We start from the raw sequence: 23,908 nt of genomic DNA, 5'->3' as shown, positions 1-23,908 counted from the left end.
CTTCATGGAAAAGACCAAGCAGACTGTGCCCTCCGCGGTGCCGCGCCATGTCGCGATCATCATGGATGGGAATAATCGCTGGGCGAAAAAACGCTTTATGCCGGGTGTTGCCGGGCATAAAGCGGGTGTCGATGCGGTGCGCGCCGTGATTGAGGTGTGTGCCGAGGCCAAGGTCGAAGTGTTGACTCTGTTTGCTTTCTCCAGTGAGAACTGGCAGCGGCCGGCCGAAGAAGTCAGCGCCTTGATGGACCTGTTCTTCAAGGCCTTGCGTCGTGAGGCCAAGCGCCTCAACGACAACAACATCAGCCTGCGCATCATNGGTGATCGTTCGCGCTTTCATCCTGAGCTTCAGGCGGCCATGCGTGAAGCCGAGGCGATGACCGCCGGTGCCAACCGCTTTGTCTTGCAGATCGCCGCCAACTACGGCGGTCAGTGGGACATCGCGCAGGCCGCACAGCGTCTGGCACGGGAGGTTCAGGCCGGGCACTTGCGTCCGGAGGACATCACCCCGGAGCTGTTGCAGACCTGTCTGGCCACCGGCGATCTGCCGTTGCCGGACTTGTGCATCCGCACCGGCGGCGAACACCGCATCAGTAACTTCCTGCTGTGGCAGCTGGCCTATACCGAGCTGTACTTCTCCGACCTGTTCTGGCCGGACTTCAAACACGATGCCATGCGTAATGCGCTGGCCGATTTCGCTTCCCGTCAGCGTCGCTTCGGTAAAACGAGCGAGCAGATCGAAGCTGGAGCCCGGGTTTAAATGCTTAAACAACGAATCATCACTGCGCTGATCCTGCTGCCGATCGCTTTGTGCGGGTTTTTCCTGCTCGAAGGCACAGGCTTTGCGCTGTTCATCGGGCTGGTCGTGACCCTCGGTGCGTGGGAATGGGCTCGCCTGGCAGGCTTCAATGCCCAGCCGATGCGCGTGGCCTACGCGGTTGTGGTCGCATTGATGCTGTTTGTCATGCACATCCTGCCGGGACTCGCGCCCTGGGTGTTGGGTGCTTCGGTGCTCTGGTGGGGCGTGGCGACGTATCTGGTGCTGACTTATCCGCGTTCCAGCGAGCACTGGTCCAGTGCCGCCTGCAAGCTGGTGATCGGTTTACTGATCCTGCTGCCGGCCTGGCAGGGGCTGGTCCAGATCAAGCAGCAACCCCTGGGTAACTGGTTGATCATGGCGGTGATGGTGTTGGTGTGGGGTGCCGATATTGGTGCCTATTTCTCCGGCCGGGCCTTTGGCAAGCGCAAGCTGGCGCCGCAGGTCAGTCCTGGCAAGAGCTGGGAAGGCGTGTATGGCGGCTTGCTGCTGAGCCTGGTGATTACGGCGATCGTCGGTTTTGTACGCGACTGGAGCTTCGTGCAGATGCTGATGGGCCTGATCGGTGCGGCAGTGATCGTCTTCATCTCGGTTGTGGGCGACCTCACCGAGAGCATGTTCAAGCGTCAATCGGGGATCAAGGACAGCAGTAACTTGCTGCCAGGCCACGGCGGTGTGCTGGATCGCATCGACAGCCTGACGGCCGCGATCCCGGTATTCGCCGTGTTGTTGTGGATGGCTGCACCGTGAGCCGCCCACAACAGATTACCGTCCTGGGGGCGACCGGCTCGATCGGTCTGAGCACCCTGGACGTGATCGCTCGCCATCCCGAGCGTTATCAGGTGTTCGCCTTGAGCGGTTTCACTCGCCTGAGTGAGTTGCTGGCCTTGTGCGTGCGCCACACGCCGAAGTTTGCCGTCGTGCCGGAAGCGGGCGCTGCCCGAACCTTGCAGGACGACTTGCGCGCCGCAGGCCTGTCGACCCGTGTGCTCGCAGGGGAAGAGGGGCTGTGTCAGGTCGCTTCCGACCCAGAGGTCGATGCGGTCATGGCGGCCATCGTCGGTGCGGCGGGCTTGCGTCCGACCCTGGCGGCGGTCGATGCTGGCAAGAAGATTTTGCTGGCCAATAAAGAAGCGCTGGTCATGTCCGGCACACTCTTTATGCAGGCGGTGCGTAAAAGCGGTTCGGTGCTGCTGCCGATCGACAGCGAGCACAACGCGATTTTTCAGTGCATGCCGCAGGATTTCGCCCGTGGGCTTGGCGCGGTGGGCGTGCGGCGGATTCTGCTGACAGCTTCTGGTGGTCCGTTCCGACAGACACCGATGGCCGAACTGGCGCATGTTTCCCCTGAGCAAGCCTGCGCCCACCCGAACTGGTCCATGGGGCGCAAGATCTCCGTGGATTCGGCGAGCATGATGAACAAAGGGCTCGAGTTGATCGAAGCCTGCTGGCTGTTCGACGCCAAGCCATCCCAGGTCGAAGTGGTGATTCACCCGCAGAGCGTGATTCATTCGCTGGTCGACTATATCGATGGTTCGGTGCTGGCGCAGTTAGGCAATCCGGACATGCGCACGCCGATCGCCAACGCCCTGGCCTGGCCGGAGCGCATCGATTCAGGTGTGGCGCCGCTGGATCTGTTTGCCATCGCGCGACTGGACTTCCAGGCACCCGATGAAGATCGTTTCCCTTGCCTGCGCCTTGCGCGTCAGGCCGCCGAAGCCGGCAATAGTGCGCCGGCCATGCTCAATGCGGCCAACGAAGTGGCTGTGGCGGCGTTTCTCGACCGGCGCATCCGTTTTCCGCAGATCGCGAGTATCATCGAGGAAGTGTTAAGCCTCGAGCCGGTCGTCGCGGTCGATGATCTCGAGGCGGTGTTTACGGCCGACGCGAAAGCGCGAGTACTCGCCGAACAATGGTTGAGCCGTCACGGGCGGTAAGTGCTGCAATACGTTGACCCATGCGGCACTGGACAGGATTGCGGAGAAAGTAGATGAGCGCGCTCTATATGATTGTCGGCACCCTGGTTGCACTGGGCGTGCTGGTCACCTTCCACGAGTTCGGCCATTTCTGGGTCGCACGTCGCTGTGGGGTCAAGGTACTGCGTTTCTCCGTGGGCTTCGGTATGCCGCTGCTGCGCTGGCACGACAAGAAAGGCACTGAGTTCGTCGTCGCCGCGATCCCGCTGGGCGGTTACGTGAAGATGCTCGACGAGCGCGAAGGTGAAGTGCCGGCCGATCAGGTCGATCAATCCTTCAATCGCAAATCGGTCCGTCAGCGCATTGCCATCGTGGCGGCCGGGCCGATTGCCAACTTTCTATTGGCAATGGTGTTTTTCTGGGTGTTGGCCATGCTCGGCAGCGAGCAGGTGCGGCCGGTCATCGGCGCGGTCGAGTCCGGCAGTATCGCCGCCAAGGCCGGTCTGGGTGCCGGTCAGGAAATTATTGCCATCGATGGCGAGCCAACGTCTGGTTGGGCCGCGGTCAATCTGCAACTGGTCCGTCGTCTTGGCGAGAGCGGTTCTCTTCAATTGCTGGTGCGTGAGCAGGGCTCCACGGCGGATTCACCCCGTGAGCTGATGCTGGATAAATGGCTCAAGGGTGCTGACGAACCGGATCCGATTCGTTCNCTGGGGATTCGCCCATGGCGTCCGGCGTTGCCGCCGGTGCTTGCNGANCTCGATTCGAAAGGCCCGGCACAGGCTGCGGGCCTGAAGACCGGTGATCGGCTGTTGGCGCTGGATGGCAAGTCCCTTGATGACTGGCAGCAGGTGGTCGACACGGTCCGTATGCATCCAGATACCAAAATCATGCTGCGCGTTGAGCGTGATGGTGCTCAAATCGACGTCCCTGTGACCTTGGCCGCTCGCGGCGAGAGCAAGGCGCCCACCGGTTATCTGGGCGCTGGGGTGAAAGCGGTCGATTGGCCACCAGAGATGATTCGCGAAGTCAGTTATGGTCCGGTGGCCGCAATTGGGGAGGGTGCTCGACGCACCTGGACCATGAGCGTACTGACCCTCGATTCGCTCAAGAAGATGTTGTTCGGCGAGCTCTCGGTAAAAAACTTGAGTGGGCCGATAACCATTGCTAAAGTGGCGGGCGCTTCTGCCCAGTCGGGTGTCGCGGATTTCCTGAATTTCCTGGCTTATCTGAGTATTAGCCTGGGGGTTCTGAATTTGTTGCCCATTCCAGTACTGGATGGGGGGCATCTGTTGTTTTATCTGGTCGAGTGGGTGCGTGGTCGCCCCTTGTCGGATCGGGTGCAGGGTTGGGGGATACAGATCGGTATCAGTTTGGTGGTCGGGGTGATGTTGTTAGCTCTGGTCAACGATCTGGGACGACTGTAACGCTTCGCTGAATTGCGAATCTGCCGCATTTTGCGGCAGTTTGTTTATTGCCAGTTGGAATAAGAAAGGACTTCATGAAACGTCTGCTGCTAACTGCGGTTCTCACCGTATTGATGATCGCCGAAGTTCACGCCGAGTCCTTCACTATCTCCGATATTCGCGTCAACGGCCTCCAGCGGGTTTCCGCAGGTAGCGTCTTTGGTGCCTTGCCGTTGAACGTCGGGGAACAGGCGGATGATCGTCGCCTGGTGGAATCCACTCGTGCGCTGTTCAAAACCGGGTTCTTTCAAGATATCCAACTGGGTCGCGAAGGCAACGTCCTGGTCATCACTGTCGTTGAGCGACCTTCCGTCGCCAGTATCCAGATCGAGGGTAACAAGGCGATCTCTACTGAAGACTTGATGAAGGGCCTCAAGCAATCCGGCCTGGCCGAGGGCGAGATCTTCCAGCGCGCCACCCTTGAGGGTGTGCGTAACGAACTGCAACGCCAATANGTCGCCCAGGGCCGCTATTCAGCGACCGTGGAAACTGAAGTGATCCCGCAGCCTCGTAACCGTGTCGGCCTCAAGGTCAACATCAACGAAGGCACTGTGGCGGCGATTCAGCACATCAACGTGGTGGGCAACACCAAGTTCGCTGACGACGACCTGATTGACCTGTTCGAGCTCAAGACCACCAACTGGTTGTCGTTCTTCAAGAACGATGACAAGTATGCCCGTGAAAAGCTATCCGGTGACCTGGAGCGTCTGCGTTCCTACTATCTGGACCGTGGCTATATCAACATGGATATCGCTTCGACCCAGGTGTCCATCACCCCGGATAAAAAGCACGTCTACATCACCGTCAACGTCAACGAAGGTGAGAAGTACACCGTTCGTGACGTGAAGCTCAGCGGCGACCTGAAAGTACCGGAAGACCAGGTCAAGTCCCTGTTGCTGGTGCAGAAAGACCAGGTTTTCTCGCGCAAGCTGATGACCACGACCTCCGAGCTGATCACCCGTCGTCTGGGTAACGAAGGCTACACCTTCGCCAACGTCAACGGCGTGCCTACCCCGCACGATGATGACCACACAGTGGACATCACCTTCGTTGTCGACCCGGGCAAGCGTGCCTACGTGAACCGCATCAACTTCCGTGGCAACACCAAGTCTGCGGACGAAGTGCTGCGTCGTGAAATGCGCCAGATGGAAGGTGGCTGGGCTTCGACCTACCTGATCGACCAATCCAAGACCCGTCTTGAGCGTCTGGGCTTCTTCAAGGAAGTCAACGTCGAAACCCCGGCAGTACCGGGTGTGGATGACCAGGTTGACGTGAACTACGCCGTTGAAGAGCAGGCGTCGGGCTCGATCACCGCCAGCGTAGGTTTCGCACAGAGTGCCGGCCTTATCCTCGGTGGTTCGATTACCCAGAACAACTTCCTCGGTACCGGTAACAAGGTCTCCATTGGCCTGACCCGAAGCGAATACCAGAGCCGCTATAACTTCGGTTATGTCGACCCCTACTGGACAGCTGATGGTGTGAGCCTGGGCTACAACGCCTTCTACCGCACCACCGACTACAAAGACCTCAACGTTGACGTTGCAAGCTATGCGATCGACAGCCTCGGTGCCGGTGTCAATATCGGTTACCCGATCAGCGAGACTTCGCGCTTGACCTTCGGCTTTACCGCGCAGCAGGACAAGATCAAGACCGGTCAGTACACCGTTGACGAGATTTTCGACTTCGTTAACCGCGAAGGCGATAACTACCTGAACTTCAAGGCGTCTGCCGGCTGGTCCGAGTCGACGTTGAACAAAGGTGTACTGGCGACCCGCGGCCATTCCCAGAGCTTGACNNNAGAAGCCACCACGCCGGGCAGCGACCTGTCGTTCTTCAAACTTGATTATCGTGGTCAGCTGTTCCAGCCAATCACTGAAAACTACACCGTTCGCCTGCACACCGAACTGGGTTATGGCGACGGCTACGGTTCCACCGATGGCTTGCCGTTCTATGAAAACTACTATGCGGGCGGTTTCAACTCGGTTCGTGGTTTCAAGGACAGTACCCTGGGTCCGCGCAGTACACCTAGCCGTGGTCAGGCTGTAACGGGTAACGCCGGTACGCTCGCCGACCCGGACCAGGATCCGCTGCCGTTTGGTGGTAACGTCTTGATGCAGGGTGGTGCGGAGCTTCTGTTCCCGCTGCCGTTCGTCAAGGATCAGCGTTCGTTGCGGACCTCGCTCTTCTGGGATGTGGGTAACGTATTCGATTCCAAGTGCGACAAAACGACGAACGCCAATGTCGGTTCGACCTCTCAAACAGAGTGCAACGACATCAGCCTGAGCAACGTTGCGAGTTCCGTCGGTGTGGGCGTGACCTGGGTCACCGCGCTTGGCCCATTGAGCTTTGCTCTGGCCATGCCGATCAAGAAGCCGGATAACGCTGAAACCCAGATTTTCCAATTCTCCCTCGGCCAGACGTTTTAAGCGTCTGACCCAAGATAACGACAACGGATTCTGTAGGAGTACATCGTGCGTAAGTTGACTCAATTGGTTCTGCTGGCCACTGTGCTGGTAACCACACCGGCCTTCGCCGAAATGAAAATCGCCGTTCTGAACTATCAGATGGCTCTGCTGGAATCCGATGCTGCCAAGAAATACGCTGTGGATGCCGAGAAGAAGTTTGGCCCGCAACTGTCCAAGCTCAAGACGCTGGAAAGCAGCGCCAAAGGCATCCAGGACCGTTTGGTAGCGGGTGGCGACAAGATGCAGCAAGGCGAGCGTGAGCGTCTGGAGCTTGAGTTCAAGCAAAAGGCCCGTGACTACCAGTTCCAGTCCAAGGAGCTGAACGAAGCCAAAGCCGTTGCTGACCGTGAAATGCTCAAGCAGCTCAAGCCGAAGCTCGACAGCGCAGTGGAAGAAGTCATCAAGAAAGGTGCCTTTGACCTGGTGTTCGAGCGCGGCGCCGTGATTGACGTCAAGCCTCAATACGACATCACCCGTCAGGTGATCGAGCGCATGAACCAGCTGAAGTAAGCCATGACCGCGACTATAAAACTCGGCNAGTTGGCCGAGTTCCTTGGGGCCACNNTNCGTGGCGACCCGGAGAAAGAAATTACTGGGCTAGCCACCTTGCAGGAGGCTGGCCCAGCTCAGTTGAGCTTCCTCGCAAATCCCCAATACCGTAAATACCTGGTNGACTGCCGGGCCGCAGCGCTGTTGCTGAAGGCCGCTGACGCTGAAGGTTTTGCCGGCGATGCCTTGGTGGTGCCTGATCCGTATCTGGCCTACGCGCGTATTTCCCATCTGTTCGATCCCAAGCCCAAGGCGCAGGCCGGTATTCACCCGACAGCGGTAGTGGCCGCGGACGCAGTGGTTGATCCGGCGGCGAGCATCGGTGCCTTTGCGGTGATCGAAAGCGGCGCGCGTATTGCTGCCGGTGTGACCGTGGGGGCGCATTGCTTCATCGGTGCCCGTAGCGAAATCGGCGAAGGCGGCTGGCTGGCCCCGCGCGTCACGCTGTACCACGACGTGCGCATCGGCAAGCGGGTAGTGATTCAGTCCGGTGCCGTGCTGGGTGGCGAAGGCTTCGGCTTTGCCAACGAGAAAGGTGTCTGGCAGAAAATCGCCCAGATCGGCGGTGTATTGGTCGGTGATGATGTGGAGATTGGCGTGAATACCGCTATCGATCGCGGTGCGCTGGCCGATACCGTATTGGGTAACGGTGTGAAGCTCGACAATCAGATTCAGATCGCCCACAACGTACAGATTGGCGATCACACCGCCATGGCGGCATGCGTCGGGATTTCCGGCAGCACCAAGATCGGCAAGCATTGCATGCTCGCCGGTGGCGTTGGGCTGGTGGGGCATATCGATATTTGCGACAACGTCTTCATTACCGGCATGACCATGGTGACCCACTCGATTACCGAAAAGGGTTCCTATTCTTCCGGTACGGCGATGCAACCAGCCGCCGAATGGCGCAAAAGCGCGGCCCGTATCCGTCAGCTCGATGACATCGCGCGACGTCTGCGACAGCTGGAAAAGCGTGTTGGGGACGTGACCCCTGGCGGTAATGCTTCATCAGAAGGCTGATACCATTTCCATATCAAGTGTGCACAGCCGCTAGACTGCCTCCTTGATTTGCTAGCGGGGCGTGCGTTTAGTCCGCCCGCCCCCAATCTTTATTACAGGCTTCCCCCCGAAATGATGGACATCAACGAGATTCGCGAATACCTGCCTCACCGTTACCCGTTCCTGCTGGTGGATCGTGTAGTGGACCTCAATGTCGAGGAAAAGCGCATTCGTGCCTACAAGAATGTCAGCATCAACGAACCGTTCTTCAATGGTCACTTCCCTGCGCATCCAATTATGCCGGGCGTGCTGATCATCGAAGCGATGGCCCAGGCTGCCGGTATCCTTGGTTTCAAAATGCTCGACNTCAAGCCTGCCGACGGCACGCTCTATTACTTCGTCGGCTCCGACAAGCTGCGTTTTCGCCAGCCCGTCACTCCAGGCGATCAATTGATCCTCGAAGCTCGTTTCATCAGCTGCAAACGCCAGATCTGGAAGTTCGAGTGCCAGGCCTCGGTGGACGGCAAGCCGGTGTGCTCCGCTGAGATCATCTGTGCGGAACGCAAACTATGAGTTTGATTGACCCTCGCGCAATCATCGATCCGTCGGCCGTTCTGGCCGCCGACGTTGAGGTCGGCCCCTGGTCGATCGTCGGCGCAGGTGTTGAAATCGGCGAGGGGACTGTCATCGGGCCACACGTGATCCTCAAAGGTCCGACCCGCATTGGCAAACACAATCGCATCTACCAGTTTTCCTCGGTAGGCGAAGACACCCCGGACATGAAGTACAAGGGTGAAGAAACACGCCTGGTAATCGGTGATCACAACATCATCCGTGAAGGCGTGACCATTCACCGTGGCACCGTGCAGGATCGTGCCGAAACCACCTTGGGTGACCACAACCTGATCATGGCCTATGCGCACATCGGCCATGACAGTGTGATCGGCAACCATTGCATCCTGGTTAACAACACTGCACTGGCTGGCCATGTGCACGTTGACGATTGGGCGATCCTGTCCGGTTTCACCCTGGTGCATCAGTATTGCCATATCGGCGCCCACAGCTTTTCCGGCATGGGGACGGCGATCGGCAAGGACGTTCCTGCATTCGTCACGGTCTTCGGCAACCCTGCCGAAGCCCGCAGCATGAACTTCGAAGGCATGCGCCGTCGCGGTTTCAGCGAGGACGCTATTCACGCCCTGCGCCGTGCCTACAAGGTGGTTTACCGCCAAGGGTTGACGGTCGAGCAGGCTCTGACCGAACTGACCGAGCCGGCAGCGTTGTTCCCGGAAGTCGCGGTGTTCCGCGACTCTATCCAGGCATCGACCCGCGGCATCACCCGCTGATCATGGCTAATCTGCGTATCGCGCTGGTGGCCGGTGAAGCTTCCGGTGACATTCTGGGCGCGGGCCTCATGCGCGCCCTCAAGGCTCAGCATCCGGCGGTGGAATTCATCGGTGTCGGTGGTCCGCTGATGCAGGCCGAGGGCCTGACTTCGTATTTTCCGATGGAACGGCTTTCGGTCATGGGCCTGGTGGAAGTGCTGGGTCGATTGCGCGAGTTGATGGCGCGTCGCAAAAAGCTGATCGGCGACCTCATCGCCGAAAAGCCGGACGCGTTTATCGGCATCGATGCCCCGGACTTCAATCTCAATATCGAACTCAAGTTGCGTCAGGCCGGTATCAAGACCGTGCATTACGTCAGCCCGTCCGTGTGGGCGTGGCGTCAGAAGCGCGTGCTGAAGATCCGTGAAGGCTGCGACTTGATGCTGACCTTGTTGCCATTCGAGGCCAGGTTCTACGAAGAGAAGGGCGTGCCGGTGCGGTTTGTCGGGCACACGCTGGCTGATGCGATCCCGCTTGAAGCTGATCGCTCCGCTGCTCGGGCCGAACTCGGTTTGCCGGAGGGGCCGCTGGTTGCGTTGATGCCCGGCAGCCGTGGTGGCGAAGTCGGCCGCCTCGGTGCGTTGTTCCTCGATACTGCCCAACGCTTGCGGGCCTTGCGCCCCGGCGTTCGGTTCGTCATGCCTTGCGCCAGCCCTGAACGCCGCGCGCAGCTTGAAGAGTTGCTGGCCGGCCGCGACCTGCCGCTGACCCTGCTCGATGGCAAATCCCATCTAGCCCTTGCCGCGTGCGACGCCGTGTTGATTGCCTCCGGCACGGCGACCCTTGAGGCGCTGCTGTACAAGCGCCCAATGGTCGTGGCCTATCGTCTGGCGCCGCTGACGTTCTGGATTCTGAAGCGCATGGTCAAAAGCCCTTACATTTCCTTGCCGAACCTGCTGGCCCAGCGTCTTTTGGTGCCTGAGTTGCTGCAGGACGACGCGACGGTCGAAGCCCTGGCCCAGACCTTGTCGCCGTTGATCGAGGGTGGAGAAGAACAGACCCGCGGCTTCGACGAAATCCACCGGACCTTGCGTCTGGATGCCTCCAACCAGGCGGCGGATGCCGTGCTGAAACTGATTGGCCCAGTACAATGAGTAAAACAAGCATGCAAATGGGGCTGGATTTCACCTTGGTCGCTGAAGTGGAAGATCTGGTTGCCGGTGTCGACGAAGTCGGTCGCGGCCCGCTCTGCGGCGCCGTGGTCACGGCTGCGGTGATTCTCGATCCGAATCGGCCGATNCTCGGCCTCAACGACTCGAAAAAACTCACCGAGGCGCGCCGTGAAAAGCTCTACGACGAGATTTGCGAAAAAGCCCTGAGCTGGCATATCGCCCGTGCCGAAGTCGAAGAGATCGACGAGTTGAATATTCTCCATGCGACCATGCTGGCCATGCAGCGCGCGGTGGAAGGCCTGCACATCACCCCTAAACTGGCGATGATCGATGGCAACCGCTGCCCTAAATTGACGATGCGGNCNGAAGCCGTGGTGCAGGGTGACAGCAAGGTGCCGGCCATCGCCGCCGCGTCGATCCTGGCCAAGGTCAGCCGTGACCGTGAAATGGCTGCTTTCGAATTGATCTACCCCGGCTACGGTATCGGAGGCCATAAAGGCTACCCGACCCCCGTTCATCTGGAAGCCCTGGCTCGTCTGGGCCCGACGCCGATCCATCGGCGCTCGTTCGCCCCGGTTCGCCTGGCTTACGAGGCGCGGGAAAACCTGATCGAGAGTTAGTCGCGAGGCTGATGTTTTACTCAAGGCCCGGTACAATCCGGGCCTTGTTGTCTTCACGTTTCTAGACAGGATCACTATGCCGGCTTCATTCGTTCACCTACGCCTGCACACTGAATACTCCCTGGTCGACGGCCTGGTACGGATCAAACCCCTGGTCAAAACCCTGGTGGGCATGAATATGCCTGCGGTCGCGGTTACCGATCAGAACAACATGTGTTCCCTGGTCAAGTTCTACAAGAACGCCATGGGCGCCGGCATCAAGCCCATTTGCGGCGCCGACCTGTGGCTGTCCAACAAAGACCCGGATAACCCCCTGAGCCGCATCAGCCTGCTGGCGATGAACGGCGTGGGTTATCGCAACCTCACTGAACTGATTTCCCGCGGCTTTATCGACGGCCAACGTAACGGCTCGATCATTATCGAGCGCGAGTGGGTGGCCGAAGCGAGCGAAGGCTTGATCATGCTGTCGGCGGCCAAAGAGGGCGAGATTGGCCTGGCCATGCTCAGTGGCAATCCGGCAGAAGCGGAAAACCTCGCGCGCGAATGGATGGCCGTGTTCCCGGATCGTTTCTATCTGGAGATCCAGCGCACCAACCGCCCCAACGACGAAGAGCAGTTGCACGGCGCCGTGGCGCTGGCCGAGAAAATCGGTGCGCCGCTGGTCGCCACCAACGACGTGCGTTTCATCAAGCAGGAAGACTTTGCCGCTCACGAAACCCGCGTCTGCATCGGTGAGGGCCGCGCCCTCGACGATCCGCGGCGTTCGAAGAATTACAGCGAGGAGCAATACCTCAAAAGCGCCGACGAGATGGCCGAGTTGTTCAGCGACCTGCCCGAAGCCCTGGAAAACTCCGTCGAGATCGCCAAGCGCTGCAACATCGAAGTGAAGCTGGGCAAGCACTTCCTGCCCAACTTCCCGATCCCTGATGGCATGACCATCGATGAGTANTTCCGTAAGGTTTCCTTCGATGGTCTGGAAGAACGTCTATCCGTTCTGTTGCCCAAGGACACCACCGAAGACTACGACGCCAAGCGCCAGGTCTATGTTGATCGGCTGAATTTCGAGCTGGATATCATCATCCAGATGGGCTTCCCCGGTTACTTCCTGATCGTTATGGACTTTATCCAGTGGGCCAAAAGCAACGGCGTGCCGGTTGGCCCAGGCCGGGGGTCGGGTGCTGGTTCGCTGGTGGCCTATGTGCAAAAGATTACCGACCTCGACCCGCTGGAATATGACCTTCTGTTCGAACGGTTCCTGAACCCGGAGCGGGTTTCCATGCCCGACTTCGACGTCGACTTCTGCATGGACGGTCGCGACCGTGTCATTGAGTACGTGGCTGAGAAATACGGCCGCAACGCTGTAAGCCAGATCATCACCTTCGGTTCGATGGCGGCGAAAGCGGTAATCCGAGACGTGGCTCGAGTGCAGGGCAAGTCCTACGGCCTGGCGGATCGCCTGTCGAAGATGATCCCGTTCGAAGTCGGCATGACCCTGGAAAAAGCCTACGAGCAGGAAGAAATCCTGCGTGACTTCATCAAGGTCGATGAAGAAGCCGCTGAAATCTGGGACATGGCACGCAAACTCGAAGGCGTGGTGCGTAACGTCGGGAAACACGCCGGTGGTGTGGTCATCGCGCCGACCAAGCTGACCGACTTTTCGCCGATCTATTGCGATGAAGAAGGCGGCGGCCTGGTAACCCAGTTCGACAAGGATGACGTGGAGGCGGCCGGCCTGGTGAAGTTCGACTTCCTTGGCCTGCGGACCCTGACCATCATCGACTGGGCACTGAAAACCATCAACCGCGACCGCGCCAAGGTCGATCAACCGCCGCTGGACATCGCGTTCATCCCGCTGGATGACAAGCCGACCTACCAGCTGCTGCAAAAAGCCGAAACCACGGCGGTGTTCCAGCTTGAGTCGCGCGGCATGAAAGAGCTGATCAAAAAGCTCAAGCCCGACTGCCTGGAAGACTTGATCGCACTGGTGGCGCTGTTCCGTCCAGGCCCACTGCAATCGGGCATGGTGGACGACTTCATCAACCGTAAGCACGGCCGCGCCGAGCTGGCGTATCCGCACTCCGACTATCAGTACGAAGGCCTCAAGCCGGTACTGGCGCCGACCTACGGCATCATCCTGTACCAGGAACAGGTGATGCAGATTGCCCAGGTCATGGCCGGTTACACCCTCGGCGGTGCGGACATGCTGCGTCGCGCCATGGGTAAGAAAAAACCCGAGGAAATGGCCAAGCAGCGTGGCGGTTTCATTGAAGGTTGCGCCACGAACAATATCGACGCCGACCTCGCCGGTAACATTTTCGACCTGGTGGAAAAATTCGCCGGTTATGGCTTCAACAAATCCCACTCCGCCGCCTACGGCCTGGTCTCGTACCAGACCGCGTGGCTGAAAGCCCACTACCCGGCGCCGTTCATGGCCGCGGTACTCTCGGCGGATATGCACAACACCGACAAGGTCGTGACCTTGATCGAGGAAGTGCGCACGATGAAGCTGCGCCTCGACGCACCGGACGTGAACGCCTCGGAGTTCAAGTTCACGGTGAACGACGAAGGCCGCATCATCTACGGCCTGGGCGCGATCAAAGGTGTGGGCGAAGGCCCGGTGGAAGCGATCACCGAGGCGCGCCAGGATGGGCCGTTCAAGGACCTGTTCGATTTCTGTGCGCGGGTCGACCTCAAACGCATCAACAAGCGCACGCTGGACGGTCTGATCCGCAGCGGTGCACTGGATCGTCTGGGCCCTTGTTTTCATGACGAACCGAAAGCCTATCAAGCGAGCATCGACCAGAACCGTGCGGTGCTGCTGACCGCCATGGAAGAAGCGATCAAGGCCGCCGAACAGACTGCCCGCACTCACGACAGCGGCCACGCCGACCTGTTTGGCGGGTTGTTCGTCGAAGCAGACGCGGACGTGTACGCCAACCACCGCAAGGCCAAGGAGCTGACCCTCAAGGAACGGCTCAAGGGCGAGAAAGACACCCTGGGCCTGTACCTCACCGGTCACCCGATTGACGAGTACGAAGGCGAAATCCGCCGTTTCGCCCGTCAGCGCATCATCGACCTGAAACCGGCACGGGACACCCAGACCGTCGCCGGCATGATCATCGCCCTGCGGGTGATGAAAAATAAGAAGGGCGACAAGATGGGTTTCATCACCCTCGACGATCGCTCCGGGCGGATCGAAGCCTCGCTGTTTGCCGAAGCGTTCCATTCGGCACAATCGCTGTTACAGACTGACGCGATGGTGGTGGTCGAAGGCGAAGTCAGCAACGANGACTTCTCCGGTGGCTTGCGTCTGCGGATCAAAAGGGTGATGAGCATGGAAGATGCGCGTACCAACCTCGCCGAAAGCCTGCGCCTGAAGCTGCAGACCAAGGATTTGAAGGGCGATCAGCTACGCTGGCTGGGTGAGTTGTTCAAGCGTCACCGCGGCGCGTGCCCGATCACCATGGAGTACACGAGCCCNGATGCCAAGGCCATGCTGCAGTTTGGGGAGACGTGGCGAATTGATCCCGCTGATGGCTTGATTCAAGCTTTGCGTGACCAGTTCGGGCGAGACAACGTCTTCCTCCAATACCGTTGACGGTCAGNGTCTGNTGTTGTCGNCCGATCTCGACCAGCATNTTTAATCTCGACCTAAACGCGCCTCTCCCTTAAGGTAGGGCGCGAATAGACAACCGGCTGGCCAGGCACCCCTTGGCCGTCGACCCAAGACGGACGCTTATGAACCCGAATTTTCTTGATTTCGAACAGCCGATCGCTGACCTGCAAGCCAAGATCGAAGAACTGCGCCTGGTCGGCAATGACAATTCGCTGAACATCGGCGATGAGATCGCTCGCCTGCAAGACAAGAGCAGCACGCTCACCGAAGATATCTTCGGCAAGCTGACCAGCTGGCAGATCGCGCGTCTGGCTCGCCACCCGCGCCGTCCCTACACCCTGGACTACATTCAGCACATCTTCACCGAGTTCGACGAGCTGCACGGCGACCGTCACTTCTCCGATGACGCCGCGATCGTGGGCGGTATTGCCCGTCTGGACGATCAGCCGGTGATGATCATCGGTCACCAGAAAGGCCGCGAAGTGCGCGAGAAGGTACGCCGCAACTTCGGCATGCCGCGCCCTGAGGGCTACCGCAAGGCCTGCCGCCTGATGGAAATGGCCGAGCGTTTCAAAATGCCGATCCTGACCTTCATCGACACCCCGGGTGCCTACCCAGGTATCGACGCCGAGGAGCGCAACCAGAGCGAAGCGATCGCCTGGAACCTGCGCGTGATGGCCCGCCTGAAAACCCCGATCATCGCCACCGTGATTGGTGAAGGTGGTTCCGGCGGTGCACTGGCCATCGGTGTTTGCGACCAGTTGAACATGCTGCAATATTCGACCTACGCGGTGATCTCGCCGGAAGGTTGCGCTTCGATCCTGTGGAAAACCGCCGAAAAAGCGCCGGACGCTGCCGAAGCCATGGGTATCACTGCCGATCGCCTGAAAGGCTTGGGCATCGTTGATAAAGTCATCGCCGAGCCATTGGGCGGCGCTCACCGTGACCCGGCTGCGGCTGCGGCGACCATCCGCGCTGAACTGGGCTCGCAACTGGCGATGCTCAAGAAGTTCGATAACGAGGCGCTGCTGGCCCGTCGTTANGAGCGTCTGATGAGCTACGGTCTCTGATCTGACACTGCTTCGGCAGATGATCAAAAACCAGTGTGGGAGCGAGCTTGCTCGCGATAGCGGCTTAACATTCAACTAATCGGTTGTCTGTTACACCGCTATCGCGAGCAAGCTCGCTCCCACAGTTGATTTGGGCGACGTGAACTTTATGAGCTCATCCAGGATTGATTTGTCAGCCAAGCTACTCCTGAGTCTGAAGCCTTGGCGCAACGCCAAAACCTGGCGNATCGCGTTCTCCGGTGGACTCGACTCCACCGTCCTGCTGCACCTTCTCGCCACCCTGGCAAAAAACCAATCCCTGCCAACGCTCAGCGCCCTCCATGTCCACCATGGTCTTCAGGCTGCGGCCGATGCGTGGCCCGCACATTGCCAATCCGTCTGTGATGCCTTGGGCGTGCCGCTGCAGGTGGTTCACGTTCAGGTTCAGTCCGGCGCCAGCCTTGAGCGCGCCGCCCGGGATGCGCGCTATGGCGCGTTCATTGAGGCCACTCAAGCCAATGAACTGCTGCTGACCGCGCAGCACCGTGACGATCAAGCGGAAACCCTGCTGTTTCGGCTGTTGCGCGGGGCAGGGGGGAGGGGCTTGTCGGGGATGCCTCGCGAACGCGTCCTGGGTCGCGGGCATCTGGTGCGTCCGTTGCTCGATGTCTCACGCGCCGCGCTTGAGGCGTATGCGGCCGAGCATCAGCTGAGCTGGATCGAGGACCCGTCGAACCAGGACCGCCAGTTCTCGCGCAACTACCTGCGCCATCAAGTGTTCCCGGTATTGACCGAACGCTGGCCGCAAGCGATCGCGACCATGGCCCGCAGCGCCGCGCATCTGAGCGAAGCGCAGGGGTTGCTCGATGACCTGGCGCACATCGATCTGGCCAGCGCCAGTACCGCCAATGAATTCGATTGGCTGGGTTTGCCATCCCTGGCGTTGGCGCCTTTGGCAAAACTCTCCACTGCGCGTCAGCGCAACGCAGTGAGTCACTGGCTCACAACGCGGACACGGCTGCCGGATAGCGACCATTGGTCGGGTTGGGATGATTTGCGCGATGCCACGGGTGATGCCCGTCCGGTCTGGCGATTGGCGCAGGGCGAATTGCATCGGGCGGGTGGGCGTATCTGGTGGCTGTCGGGCTACTGGCTGCGCATTCCGCCCTCCGCCGGCGTCTGGGCTGATCCCTCGACAGCGCTGGTGTTGCCGGAAAATGGTGTGCTGACACTCACCGGCCAAATCCCCGCTGGCTCGCTGCAGATCCGCTATCGTGAAGGAGGCGAGGTCATGAATCTGCCTGATCGCGGCCACCGGGATCTCAAGCGTTTGCTCAACGAACGAGGGGTTCCGGGCTTCGTCCGTGGCAGATTGCCGCTGCTTTACCGGGACGCGCAATTGCTGGCGGTGGCCAACCTGCGGGGCCTCGATGGCAACGAGCAGGAGGGCTGGCATTTGCAGTGGGACCCACTGAGCGAAGATCAAGGTTTGAGCTGATAGAGCCTTTCCGGTAGACTACGCTCCCTTCTTGATACAACTTCTGTGGATTCGACTGAATCGCAGCAGTTGCCGATTACCAAGCAGTCTTTGCTGGGCGATTCCAAAAAATGTGTAGCGATCAACGTACCGGTGTTTCATTGCTGGTCTGTCACAACGCGGCGGTTTTTTTGAAAGGTGCACTGTGATTAATGCAGGTGATCGGGGGCTTCGGCCTTCCTTCGCTTTCCCCGGCGGCTCGGACCGCTTTAACGCAGACTTCTAGGGTTTTTCATGACGCGCTACATATTCGTCACGGGCGGTGTTGTTTCTTCATTGGGGAAAGGCATTGCCTCCGCTTCATTGGCGGCCATCCTGGAGGCGCGGGGACTTAAGGTCACCATGCTCAAGCTGGACCCGTACATTAACGTTGACCCGGGCACCATGAGCCCGTTCCAGCACGGTGAAGTGTTCGTCACACACGACGGCGCCGAGACCGACCTGGACCTGGGCCACTACGAGCGGTTCATCCGCACGACCATGACCCAGAACAACAACTTCACCACCGGCCGTGTCTACGAGCACGTGCTGCGCAAGGAGCGCCGTGGTGACTACCTGGGTGCAACCATCCAGGTGATCCCGCACATCACCGACGAAATCAAGCGCCGCATCATCAAGGGTGCAGGCGATGCCGACGTGGCGATGGTCGAGATCGGTGGCACCGTAGGTGACATCGAATCCCAGCCGTTCCTCGAAGCCATCCGCCAGTTGCGTTTCGAAGTCGGCGCCAAGCGCGCGATGCTGATGCACCTGACGCTGGTGCCGTACATCGCTACCGCCGGTGAAACCAAAACCAAGCCAACCCAGCACTCGGTCAAGGAACTGCGTTCCATCGGCCTGCAGCCGGACGTGCTGGTGTGCCGCTCCGATCACCCGATCGATATTTCCTCGCGTCGCAAGATCGCGCAGTTCACCAACGTTGAAGAGCGTGCGGTGATTGCCCTGGAAGACGCCGACACTATCTACAAGATCCCGGGCATCCTGCATTCGCAAGGCCTGGATGATTTTGTGGTCGAGCGTTTCGGCCTGCAGTGCAACGGCGCGGACCTGTCCGAGTGGGAAGCTGTGGTTGATGCCAAGCTCAACCCTGAGCACGAAGTCACCATCGCCATGGTCGGCAAGTACATGGAGCTGCTGGACGCGTACAAGTCGCTGATCGAAGCGATGAGCCACGCCGGTATCAGCAACCGTACCAAGGTCAACCTGCGCTACATCGATTCCGAAGACATCGAGAACCAGGGCACCGCCCTGCTCGAAGGCGTTGACGCGATCCTCGTTCCCGGCGGTTTCGGCCTGCGTGGTGTGGAAGGCAAGATCACCGCTGTGCAGTACGCGCGTGAAAACAAGGTGCCGTACCTGGGTATCTGCCTGGGCATGCAAGTGGCCGTTATCGAGTTTGCCCGCAACGTGCTGGGCTGGAAAGACGCCAACTCCACCGAGTTCGATCACGCCAGCGGCCACCCGGTCGTAGGTCTGATCACCGAGTGGGAAGATGCCACCGGCGCCGTTGAGACCCGTACTGAAAGCTCCGACCTGGGCGGCACCATGCGCCTTGGCGCGCAAGACTGCCTGCTCGAGCCGGGCTCGCTGGTTCACGATTGCTACGGCAAGGATGTGATCGTCGAGCGTCACCGTCACCGCTACGAAGTGAACAACAACCTGCTGCCGCAGATCAAAGAAGCCGGCCTGAAAGTNTCTGGTCGCTCCGGCGATGGCANGCTGGTTGAAGTGGTNGAAGCCCCGGATCATCCATGGTTCGTGGCGTGCCAGTTCCACCCTGAGTTCACCTCGACCCCGCGCGACGGTCACCCGTTGTTCACCGGTTTCGTTAAAGCAGCACTGACGCAACATCAGAAGAAGGCGTAAACCTGATGGCCCAGAAGATCATTCGCGTAGGCGACATCGAGATTGCCAACGACAAGCCCATGGTGCTGTTCGGCGGCATGAACGTGCTGGAAAGCCGCGACATGGCGATGCAGGTCTGTGAAGAGTACGTCAAGGTGACCGAGAAACTCGGTATCCCTTACGTGTTCAAGGCCAGCTTCGACAAGGCCAACCGTTCGTCCGTGACCTCCTATCGCGGCCCAGGCCTTGAAGAAGGCATGCGGATCTTCCAGGACATCAAGCAAGCCTTCGGCGTGCCGATCATCACCGACGTCCACGAGCCTGAACAGGCTGCCGTGGTCGCCGAGGTGTGCGACATCATCCAGCTGCCGGCCTTCCTGTCGCGCCAGACCGACCTCGTGGTCGCCATGGCCAAGACCGGCGCTGTGATCAATATCAAGAAAGCCCAGTTCCTCGCGCCTCAGGAAATGAAACATATCCTGAGCAAGTGCGTGGAAGCGGGTAACGACCAGTTGATCCTCTGCGAGCGTGGTTCGAGCTTCGGCTACAACAACCTCGTGGTGGATATGCTCGGTTTCGGCATCATGAAGCAGTTCGAATACCCGGTGTTCTTCGACGTGACCCACGCGCTGCAAATGCCCGGTGGTCGTGCCGATTCCGCTGGCGGGCGGCGTGCCCAGGTCACTGACCTGGCCAAGGCGGGCATGAGCCAGTCGCTGGCCGGNCTGTTCCTGGAAGCCCACCCGGACCCGGACAACGCCAAATGCGACGGTCCCTGCGCCCTGCGCCTGGACAAGCTGGAGCCATTCCTGGCCCAGCTCAAGCAGTTGGACGAACTGGTCAAGAGTTTTCCGACGGTAGAGACCGCGTAAGCCCCATTTCTCCGGTAAAGTACCGCACGATTTGTTGCTCAGGCCCTCGGGCCTGAGCCTTATCGTCCGCAAGTCTGCCCGCTGCACACCACTTGCCGACGGTAAAAGATTTCCTCTAGCTGCGTCGTTTTCGTCAACTTTGGAGTGTTTACAACAATGGCAAAAATCGTCGACATCAAAGGTCGTGAAGTTCTCGACTCCCGTGGCAACCCCACCGTCGAAGCCGACGTGCTTCTCGATAACGGCATCATCGGCAGCGCCTGCGCGCCGTCCGGTGCTTCTACCGGTTCGCGCGAAGCGCTGGAACTGCGTGATGGCGACAAGAGCCGTTACCTGGGCAAAGGTGTACTCAAGGCTGTAGCCAACATCAACGGCCCGATCCGTGACCTGTTGCTGGGCAAGGACCCGCTGGACCAGAAAGCCCTGGACCACGCGATGATCAAGCTCGACGGCACCGAAAACAAAGGCAGCCTGGGCGCCAACGCCATCCTCGCCGTGTCCCTGGCCGCTGCCAAGGCCGCCGCACAGGATCAGGACCTGCCGCTGTACGCCCACATCGCCAACTTGAACGGCACTCCGGGTGTGTACTCGATGCCGGTGCCGATGATGAACATCATCAACGGTGGCGAGCACGCTGATAACAACGTCGACATCCAGGAATTCATGGTGCAGCCGGTTGGCGCCAAGACCTTCTCCGAAGGCTTGCGCATGGGCACCGAGATTTTCCATCACCTCAAAGCTGTGTTGAAGGCCCGTGGCCTGAGCACCGCCGTGGGTGACGAAGGGGGTTTCGCACCGAACCTGGCGTCCAACGAAGATGCACTGAAAGTGATCTCCGAAGCCGTGGCCAACGCTGGCTACAAGCTGGGCACCGACGTGACCCTGGCCCTGGACTGCGCCGCGAGCGANTTCTACGANGACGGCAAATACAACCTGTCCGGCGAAGGCCAGGTGTTCACCGCTGAAGGTTTCGCTGACTACCTGAAAGGCCTGACCGAGCGCTACCCGATCATCTCGATCGAAGATGGCCTGGACGAGTCTGACTGGGCGGGCTGGAAAGTCCTCACCGACAAGATCGGCGAGAAAATCCAACTGGTCGGCGATGACCTGTTCGTGACCAACACCAAGATCCTGAAAGAAGGCATCGACAAGAAGATCGCCAACTCGATCCTGATCAAGTTCAACCAGATCGGCACCCTGACCGAAACCCTGGAAGCCATCCAGATGGCCAAGGCCGCGGGCTACACCGCCGTGATCTCGCACCGCTCCGGCGAAACCGAAGATTCGACCATTGCCGACCTGGCAGTGGGCACCTCGGCCGGCCAGATCAAGACCGGTTCCCTGTGCCGTTCCGACCGCGTTTCCAAGTACAACCAATTGCTGCGTATCGAAGAGCAACTGGCAGGTAAAGCCAAGTACAACGGTCGCAGCGAGTTTCGCGGCTGAGTGTTAACTGGTAAAAAGACACCGGATTGTGTCGGAAAAATCGCTACAGCGATGGATTTGCCACTAATCTGATGCCTTATACGCACAAGCCTGGTTCATCCAGGCTTCGTGCTATCAGTTGCTTCAAAAGTTTTGCATGGCTGTCTTTTTTTACTGGATACCCGGATTTCGATGCGCAGTCCCAATTGGTTGTTCCTCGTCTTGCTCTTATTGCTGGCTGGCCTGCAGTACCGCCTATGGGTCGGNAATGGCAGTCTGGCGCAAGTGGCCGAGTTGACTCAGCAGATCGCAGATCAGCACGCTGAGAACGAAGGGTTGCTGGAGCGCAATCGGGTCATGGACGCTGAAGTGCTTGAGCTGAAAAAAGGTACGGAGACCGTTGAAGAGCGGGCTCGTCATGAATTGGGCATGGTCAAGGAGGGCGAAACCCTCTACCAGTTGGCCCAATGAATCAGTCTTTACCGGCCTTCTGGGCCGTGATTCCTGCCGCGGGCGTCGGTGCCCGTATGGCCGCGGACCGTCCCAAGCAGTACTTGCAACTGGGCGGGCGCACTATTCTCGAACACAGCCTCGGCTGTTTTCTCGATCATCCTGGCCTNAAGGGGTTGGTGGTCAGTCTTGCTGTTGATGATCCCTTCTGGCCGAACTTGGCGTGTGCTACCGATCCGCGTATTCAGCGGGTCGAGGGCGGCGATGAGCGTTCCGGGTCGGTGCTCAATGCTTTGCTTCATCTACATGCGCAGGGTGCTGACGATGAGGATTGGGTGCTGGTTCACGACGCCGCACGGCCGAATCTGAGTCGCGACGATCTGGACAAGTTGCTGACCGAGTTGGCTGATGACCCGGTGGGCGGCTTGCTCGCCGTACCGGCGCGCGACACCCTCAAGCGTGTCGACAAGCACGGCCGCGTGGTGGAAACCGTGGATCGCAGCCTGATCTGGCAGGCGTACACGCCGCAGATGTTCCGCCTGGGCGCCTTGCACCGTGCCTTGGCCGACAGCCTGGTCGCAGATGCAGTGATCACCGACGAAGCCTCGGCCATGGAATGGTCGGGCCAGGCACCACGCCTGATCGAAGGGCGCGCGGACAACATCAAGGTCACTCGTCCCGAAGACCTGGAGTGGCTCAGGTTGCGGTGGGCAAACCGCAGATAGTCAGTGACACCGCGTCGACTTCATCGCAGGCAAGCCAGCNNNNGTTCTGCGTGTACACCCATTCAGTGCTCACCGCAGATTCCCTGTGGGAGCGAGCTTGCTCGCGATGGCGGCGGCACAGCCAACACCTGACTCAACCCCGATACTCCGGCCGCTCAGCCAACCCTTCCTTCAAATAATCCACCAACTTGCGCACCTTGGGCGACAGATGCCGTTGCTGCGGGTAAAGCGCCCAAACCGCCGTGTTCGGCGGTTGGTGAGCCTCCAGCAGTGAAATCAATTCGCCGTTTTTCAGATGCTCCAGCACGTAATAGTCCGGCAGCTGACACAAACCCACCCCCTGTAGCGCCGCATCCAGTACCGCTTGCCCACTGTTGCAGCGCCAGTTGCCTTGCACCCGCTGGGAAAATTCCCGCCCGTTCTGTTCCAGTTGCCACATGTCTGAACTGCCGATGAGGCAATTGTGGCGGCTGAGTTCCGACAAGCTGTGTGGGCGACCATACCGTTCCACGTAGGACGGCGACGCGCACAGNTACATGCGCCGTGGTGCCAGGCGTGTGGCGACCAATCGTGAATCCTGAAGACGTCCGAGGCGGATCGCCAGGTCCAGCCCTTCGTGCACCAGGTCGAGCGGGCGGTTGCTCAGTTCGATGTCGACGCGCAATTGTGGATATAGGCCCATGAAACGGGTCACCAGCGGCACGATAAAGCGCTCGCCGTACGCCACCGCACAGGTCATGCGCAACATGCCCTTGGGTTCGCTGGTGAGGTCGCCCACGGCGCGCAAGGCTTCTTCGCGACCGTCCTGCAAGCGCTGGCAGTGCTGCAGGAAGGTNTGCCCGGCTTCGGTCAGCGTAACCCGGCGAGTGCTGCGGTAAAGCAGTCGCGTCTGAAGACGCTCTTCGAGGCGTGCGATTTGTCGACTGATGTGAGAGGAAGAAACCCCCAGCCGCTCGGCCGCCGCTGTGAATTGGCTGCATTCGGCCACGGCGACGAACTCATCGATGCCTTCCCAGCGGTTTTCCAGCATCAAAGATTATCCCTGTATGGCAATAATGTT

At 59.5% G+C, this 23,908-nt stretch carries 20 protein-coding genes; 19 read left to right on the top strand and 1 reads right to left on the bottom strand.

The genetic code is table 11. The annotated features are described in order from the left end of the window. The first annotated feature begins 4 nt into the window (after nucleotides 1-4). The 19 genes from uppS to ispD all read left to right on the top strand — a co-directional run bounded on the left by uppS (nucleotide 5) and on the right by ispD (nucleotide 22,848). Nucleotides 5-760 carry a polyprenyl diphosphate synthase gene (gene uppS / locus B7L09_RS11345; protein WP_094468868.1) on the top strand — a complete coding sequence of 252 codons (756 nt, stop codon included), beginning with the start codon at nucleotides 5-7 and terminating at the stop codon, nucleotides 758-760. Beyond that, the gene (locus tag B7L09_RS11340) at nucleotides 761-1,567 is read left to right on the top strand and encodes a phosphatidate cytidylyltransferase (RefSeq protein ID WP_094468867.1); all 807 of its coding nucleotides are present in this window, start codon (nucleotides 761-763) and stop codon (nucleotides 1,565-1,567) included. Next, nucleotides 1,564-2,754, top strand: a complete 1,191-nt coding sequence (ispC, locus tag B7L09_RS11335) for a 1-deoxy-D-xylulose-5-phosphate reductoisomerase (protein WP_094468866.1) — start codon at nucleotides 1,564-1,566, stop codon at nucleotides 2,752-2,754. The genes B7L09_RS11340 and ispC overlap by 4 nt, the downstream gene beginning before the upstream one ends. A gap of 53 nt (nucleotides 2,755-2,807) precedes the next feature. Then, on the top strand, nucleotides 2,808-4,160 hold the full coding sequence (gene rseP / locus B7L09_RS11330; RefSeq protein WP_094468865.1) for a sigma E protease regulator RseP: 1,353 nt from the start codon (nucleotides 2,808-2,810) through the stop codon (nucleotides 4,158-4,160). Between the two features lie 74 nt (nucleotides 4,161-4,234). Continuing rightward, nucleotides 4,235-6,625, top strand: coding sequence for an outer membrane protein assembly factor BamA (gene bamA, locus B7L09_RS11325; RefSeq protein ID WP_094468864.1), 2,391 nt, complete (start codon nucleotides 4,235-4,237; stop codon nucleotides 6,623-6,625). Nucleotides 6,626-6,670: 45 nt separating this feature from the next. Beyond that, nucleotides 6,671-7,174, top strand: coding sequence for an OmpH/Skp family outer membrane protein (locus B7L09_RS11320; protein WP_094468863.1), 504 nt, complete (start codon nucleotides 6,671-6,673; stop codon nucleotides 7,172-7,174). Between the two features lie 3 nt (nucleotides 7,175-7,177). Further along, nucleotides 7,178-8,233, top strand: a complete 1,056-nt coding sequence (lpxD, locus tag B7L09_RS11315; RefSeq protein WP_094468862.1) for a UDP-3-O-(3-hydroxymyristoyl)glucosamine N-acyltransferase — start codon at nucleotides 7,178-7,180, stop codon at nucleotides 8,231-8,233. A gap of 111 nt (nucleotides 8,234-8,344) precedes the next feature. Continuing rightward, the gene (gene fabZ / locus B7L09_RS11310) at nucleotides 8,345-8,785 is read left to right on the top strand and encodes a 3-hydroxyacyl-ACP dehydratase FabZ (RefSeq protein ID WP_094468861.1); all 441 of its coding nucleotides are present in this window, start codon (nucleotides 8,345-8,347) and stop codon (nucleotides 8,783-8,785) included. Then, nucleotides 8,782-9,558 (top strand): acyl-ACP--UDP-N-acetylglucosamine O-acyltransferase, encoded by a 777-nt coding sequence (lpxA, locus tag B7L09_RS11305; RefSeq protein ID WP_053254744.1) that lies wholly within the window; start codon nucleotides 8,782-8,784, stop codon nucleotides 9,556-9,558. Before fabZ ends, lpxA begins: the two co-directional genes overlap by 4 nt. Before the next feature lie 2 nt (nucleotides 9,559-9,560). Beyond that, a complete protein-coding gene (lpxB, locus tag B7L09_RS11300; RefSeq protein WP_094468860.1) occupies nucleotides 9,561-10,691 on the top strand; it encodes a lipid-A-disaccharide synthase in 1,131 nt (376 codons plus the stop codon). An 11-nt stretch (nucleotides 10,692-10,702) separates the two neighbouring features. Continuing rightward, nucleotides 10,703-11,329 carry a ribonuclease HII gene (gene rnhB / locus B7L09_RS11295; protein ID WP_094468859.1) on the top strand — a complete coding sequence of 209 codons (627 nt, stop codon included), beginning with the start codon at nucleotides 10,703-10,705 and terminating at the stop codon, nucleotides 11,327-11,329. 76 nt (nucleotides 11,330-11,405) lie between these two features. After that, nucleotides 11,406-14,927, top strand: coding sequence for a DNA polymerase III subunit alpha (dnaE, locus tag B7L09_RS11290; protein WP_094468858.1), 3,522 nt, complete (start codon nucleotides 11,406-11,408; stop codon nucleotides 14,925-14,927). A gap of 140 nt (nucleotides 14,928-15,067) precedes the next feature. Further along, entirely contained in the window at nucleotides 15,068-16,015 is a 948-nt protein-coding gene (locus B7L09_RS11285; RefSeq protein WP_094468857.1) for an acetyl-CoA carboxylase carboxyltransferase subunit alpha, read from the top strand. A 148-nt stretch (nucleotides 16,016-16,163) separates the two neighbouring features. Beyond that, nucleotides 16,164-17,492 (top strand): tRNA lysidine(34) synthetase TilS, encoded by a 1,329-nt coding sequence (gene tilS, locus B7L09_RS11280; RefSeq protein WP_094468856.1) that lies wholly within the window; start codon nucleotides 16,164-16,166, stop codon nucleotides 17,490-17,492. A 273-nt stretch (nucleotides 17,493-17,765) separates the two neighbouring features. Further along, nucleotides 17,766-19,397: a CTP synthase gene (gene pyrG, locus B7L09_RS11275; RefSeq protein ID WP_094468855.1), complete on the top strand. Its 1,632-nt coding sequence runs from the start codon at nucleotides 17,766-17,768 to the stop codon at nucleotides 19,395-19,397. A gap of 5 nt (nucleotides 19,398-19,402) precedes the next feature. Continuing rightward, nucleotides 19,403-20,248: a 3-deoxy-8-phosphooctulonate synthase gene (kdsA, locus tag B7L09_RS11270; RefSeq protein ID WP_094468854.1), complete on the top strand. Its 846-nt coding sequence runs from the start codon at nucleotides 19,403-19,405 to the stop codon at nucleotides 20,246-20,248. 156 nt (nucleotides 20,249-20,404) lie between these two features. Beyond that, nucleotides 20,405-21,694 (top strand): phosphopyruvate hydratase, encoded by a 1,290-nt coding sequence (eno, locus tag B7L09_RS11265; protein WP_094468853.1) that lies wholly within the window; start codon nucleotides 20,405-20,407, stop codon nucleotides 21,692-21,694. Nucleotides 21,695-21,865: 171 nt separating this feature from the next. Next, nucleotides 21,866-22,144 (top strand): cell division protein FtsB, encoded by a 279-nt coding sequence (gene ftsB / locus B7L09_RS11260; RefSeq protein WP_094468852.1) that lies wholly within the window; start codon nucleotides 21,866-21,868, stop codon nucleotides 22,142-22,144. After that, nucleotides 22,141-22,848, top strand: coding sequence for a 2-C-methyl-D-erythritol 4-phosphate cytidylyltransferase (ispD, locus tag B7L09_RS11255; protein WP_094468851.1), 708 nt, complete (start codon nucleotides 22,141-22,143; stop codon nucleotides 22,846-22,848). The genes ftsB and ispD overlap by 4 nt, the downstream gene beginning before the upstream one ends. A gap of 133 nt (nucleotides 22,849-22,981) precedes the next feature. Here the strand turns inward: ispD and B7L09_RS11250 are convergent, their stop codons facing one another. Further along, on the bottom strand, nucleotides 22,982-23,878 hold the full coding sequence (locus B7L09_RS11250; protein ID WP_094468850.1) for a LysR substrate-binding domain-containing protein: 897 nt from the start codon (nucleotides 23,876-23,878) through the stop codon (nucleotides 22,982-22,984). Nucleotides 23,879-23,908 lie beyond the last annotated feature (30 nt).

It is taken from the genome of Pseudomonas mandelii, from assembly GCF_002251635.1.
GTDB lineage: Bacteria > Pseudomonadota > Gammaproteobacteria > Pseudomonadales > Pseudomonadaceae > Aquipseudomonas > Aquipseudomonas mandelii_B.
This window is presented reverse-complemented; position numbering and strand designations above follow the sequence as displayed.

Bases quoted from the DNA above. Each gene is read 5' to 3' on its own strand.
- B7L09_RS11340 (WP_094468867.1), top strand. From the start codon at position 761: ATGCTTAAACAACGAATCATCACTGCGCTGATCCTGCTGCCGATCGCT.
- lpxA (WP_053254744.1), top strand. From the start codon at position 8,782: ATGAGTTTGATTGACCCTCGCGCAATCATCGATCCGTCGGCCGTTCTG.
- lpxB (WP_094468860.1), top strand. From the start codon at position 9,561: ATGGCTAATCTGCGTATCGCGCTGGTGGCCGGTGAAGCTTCCGGTGAC.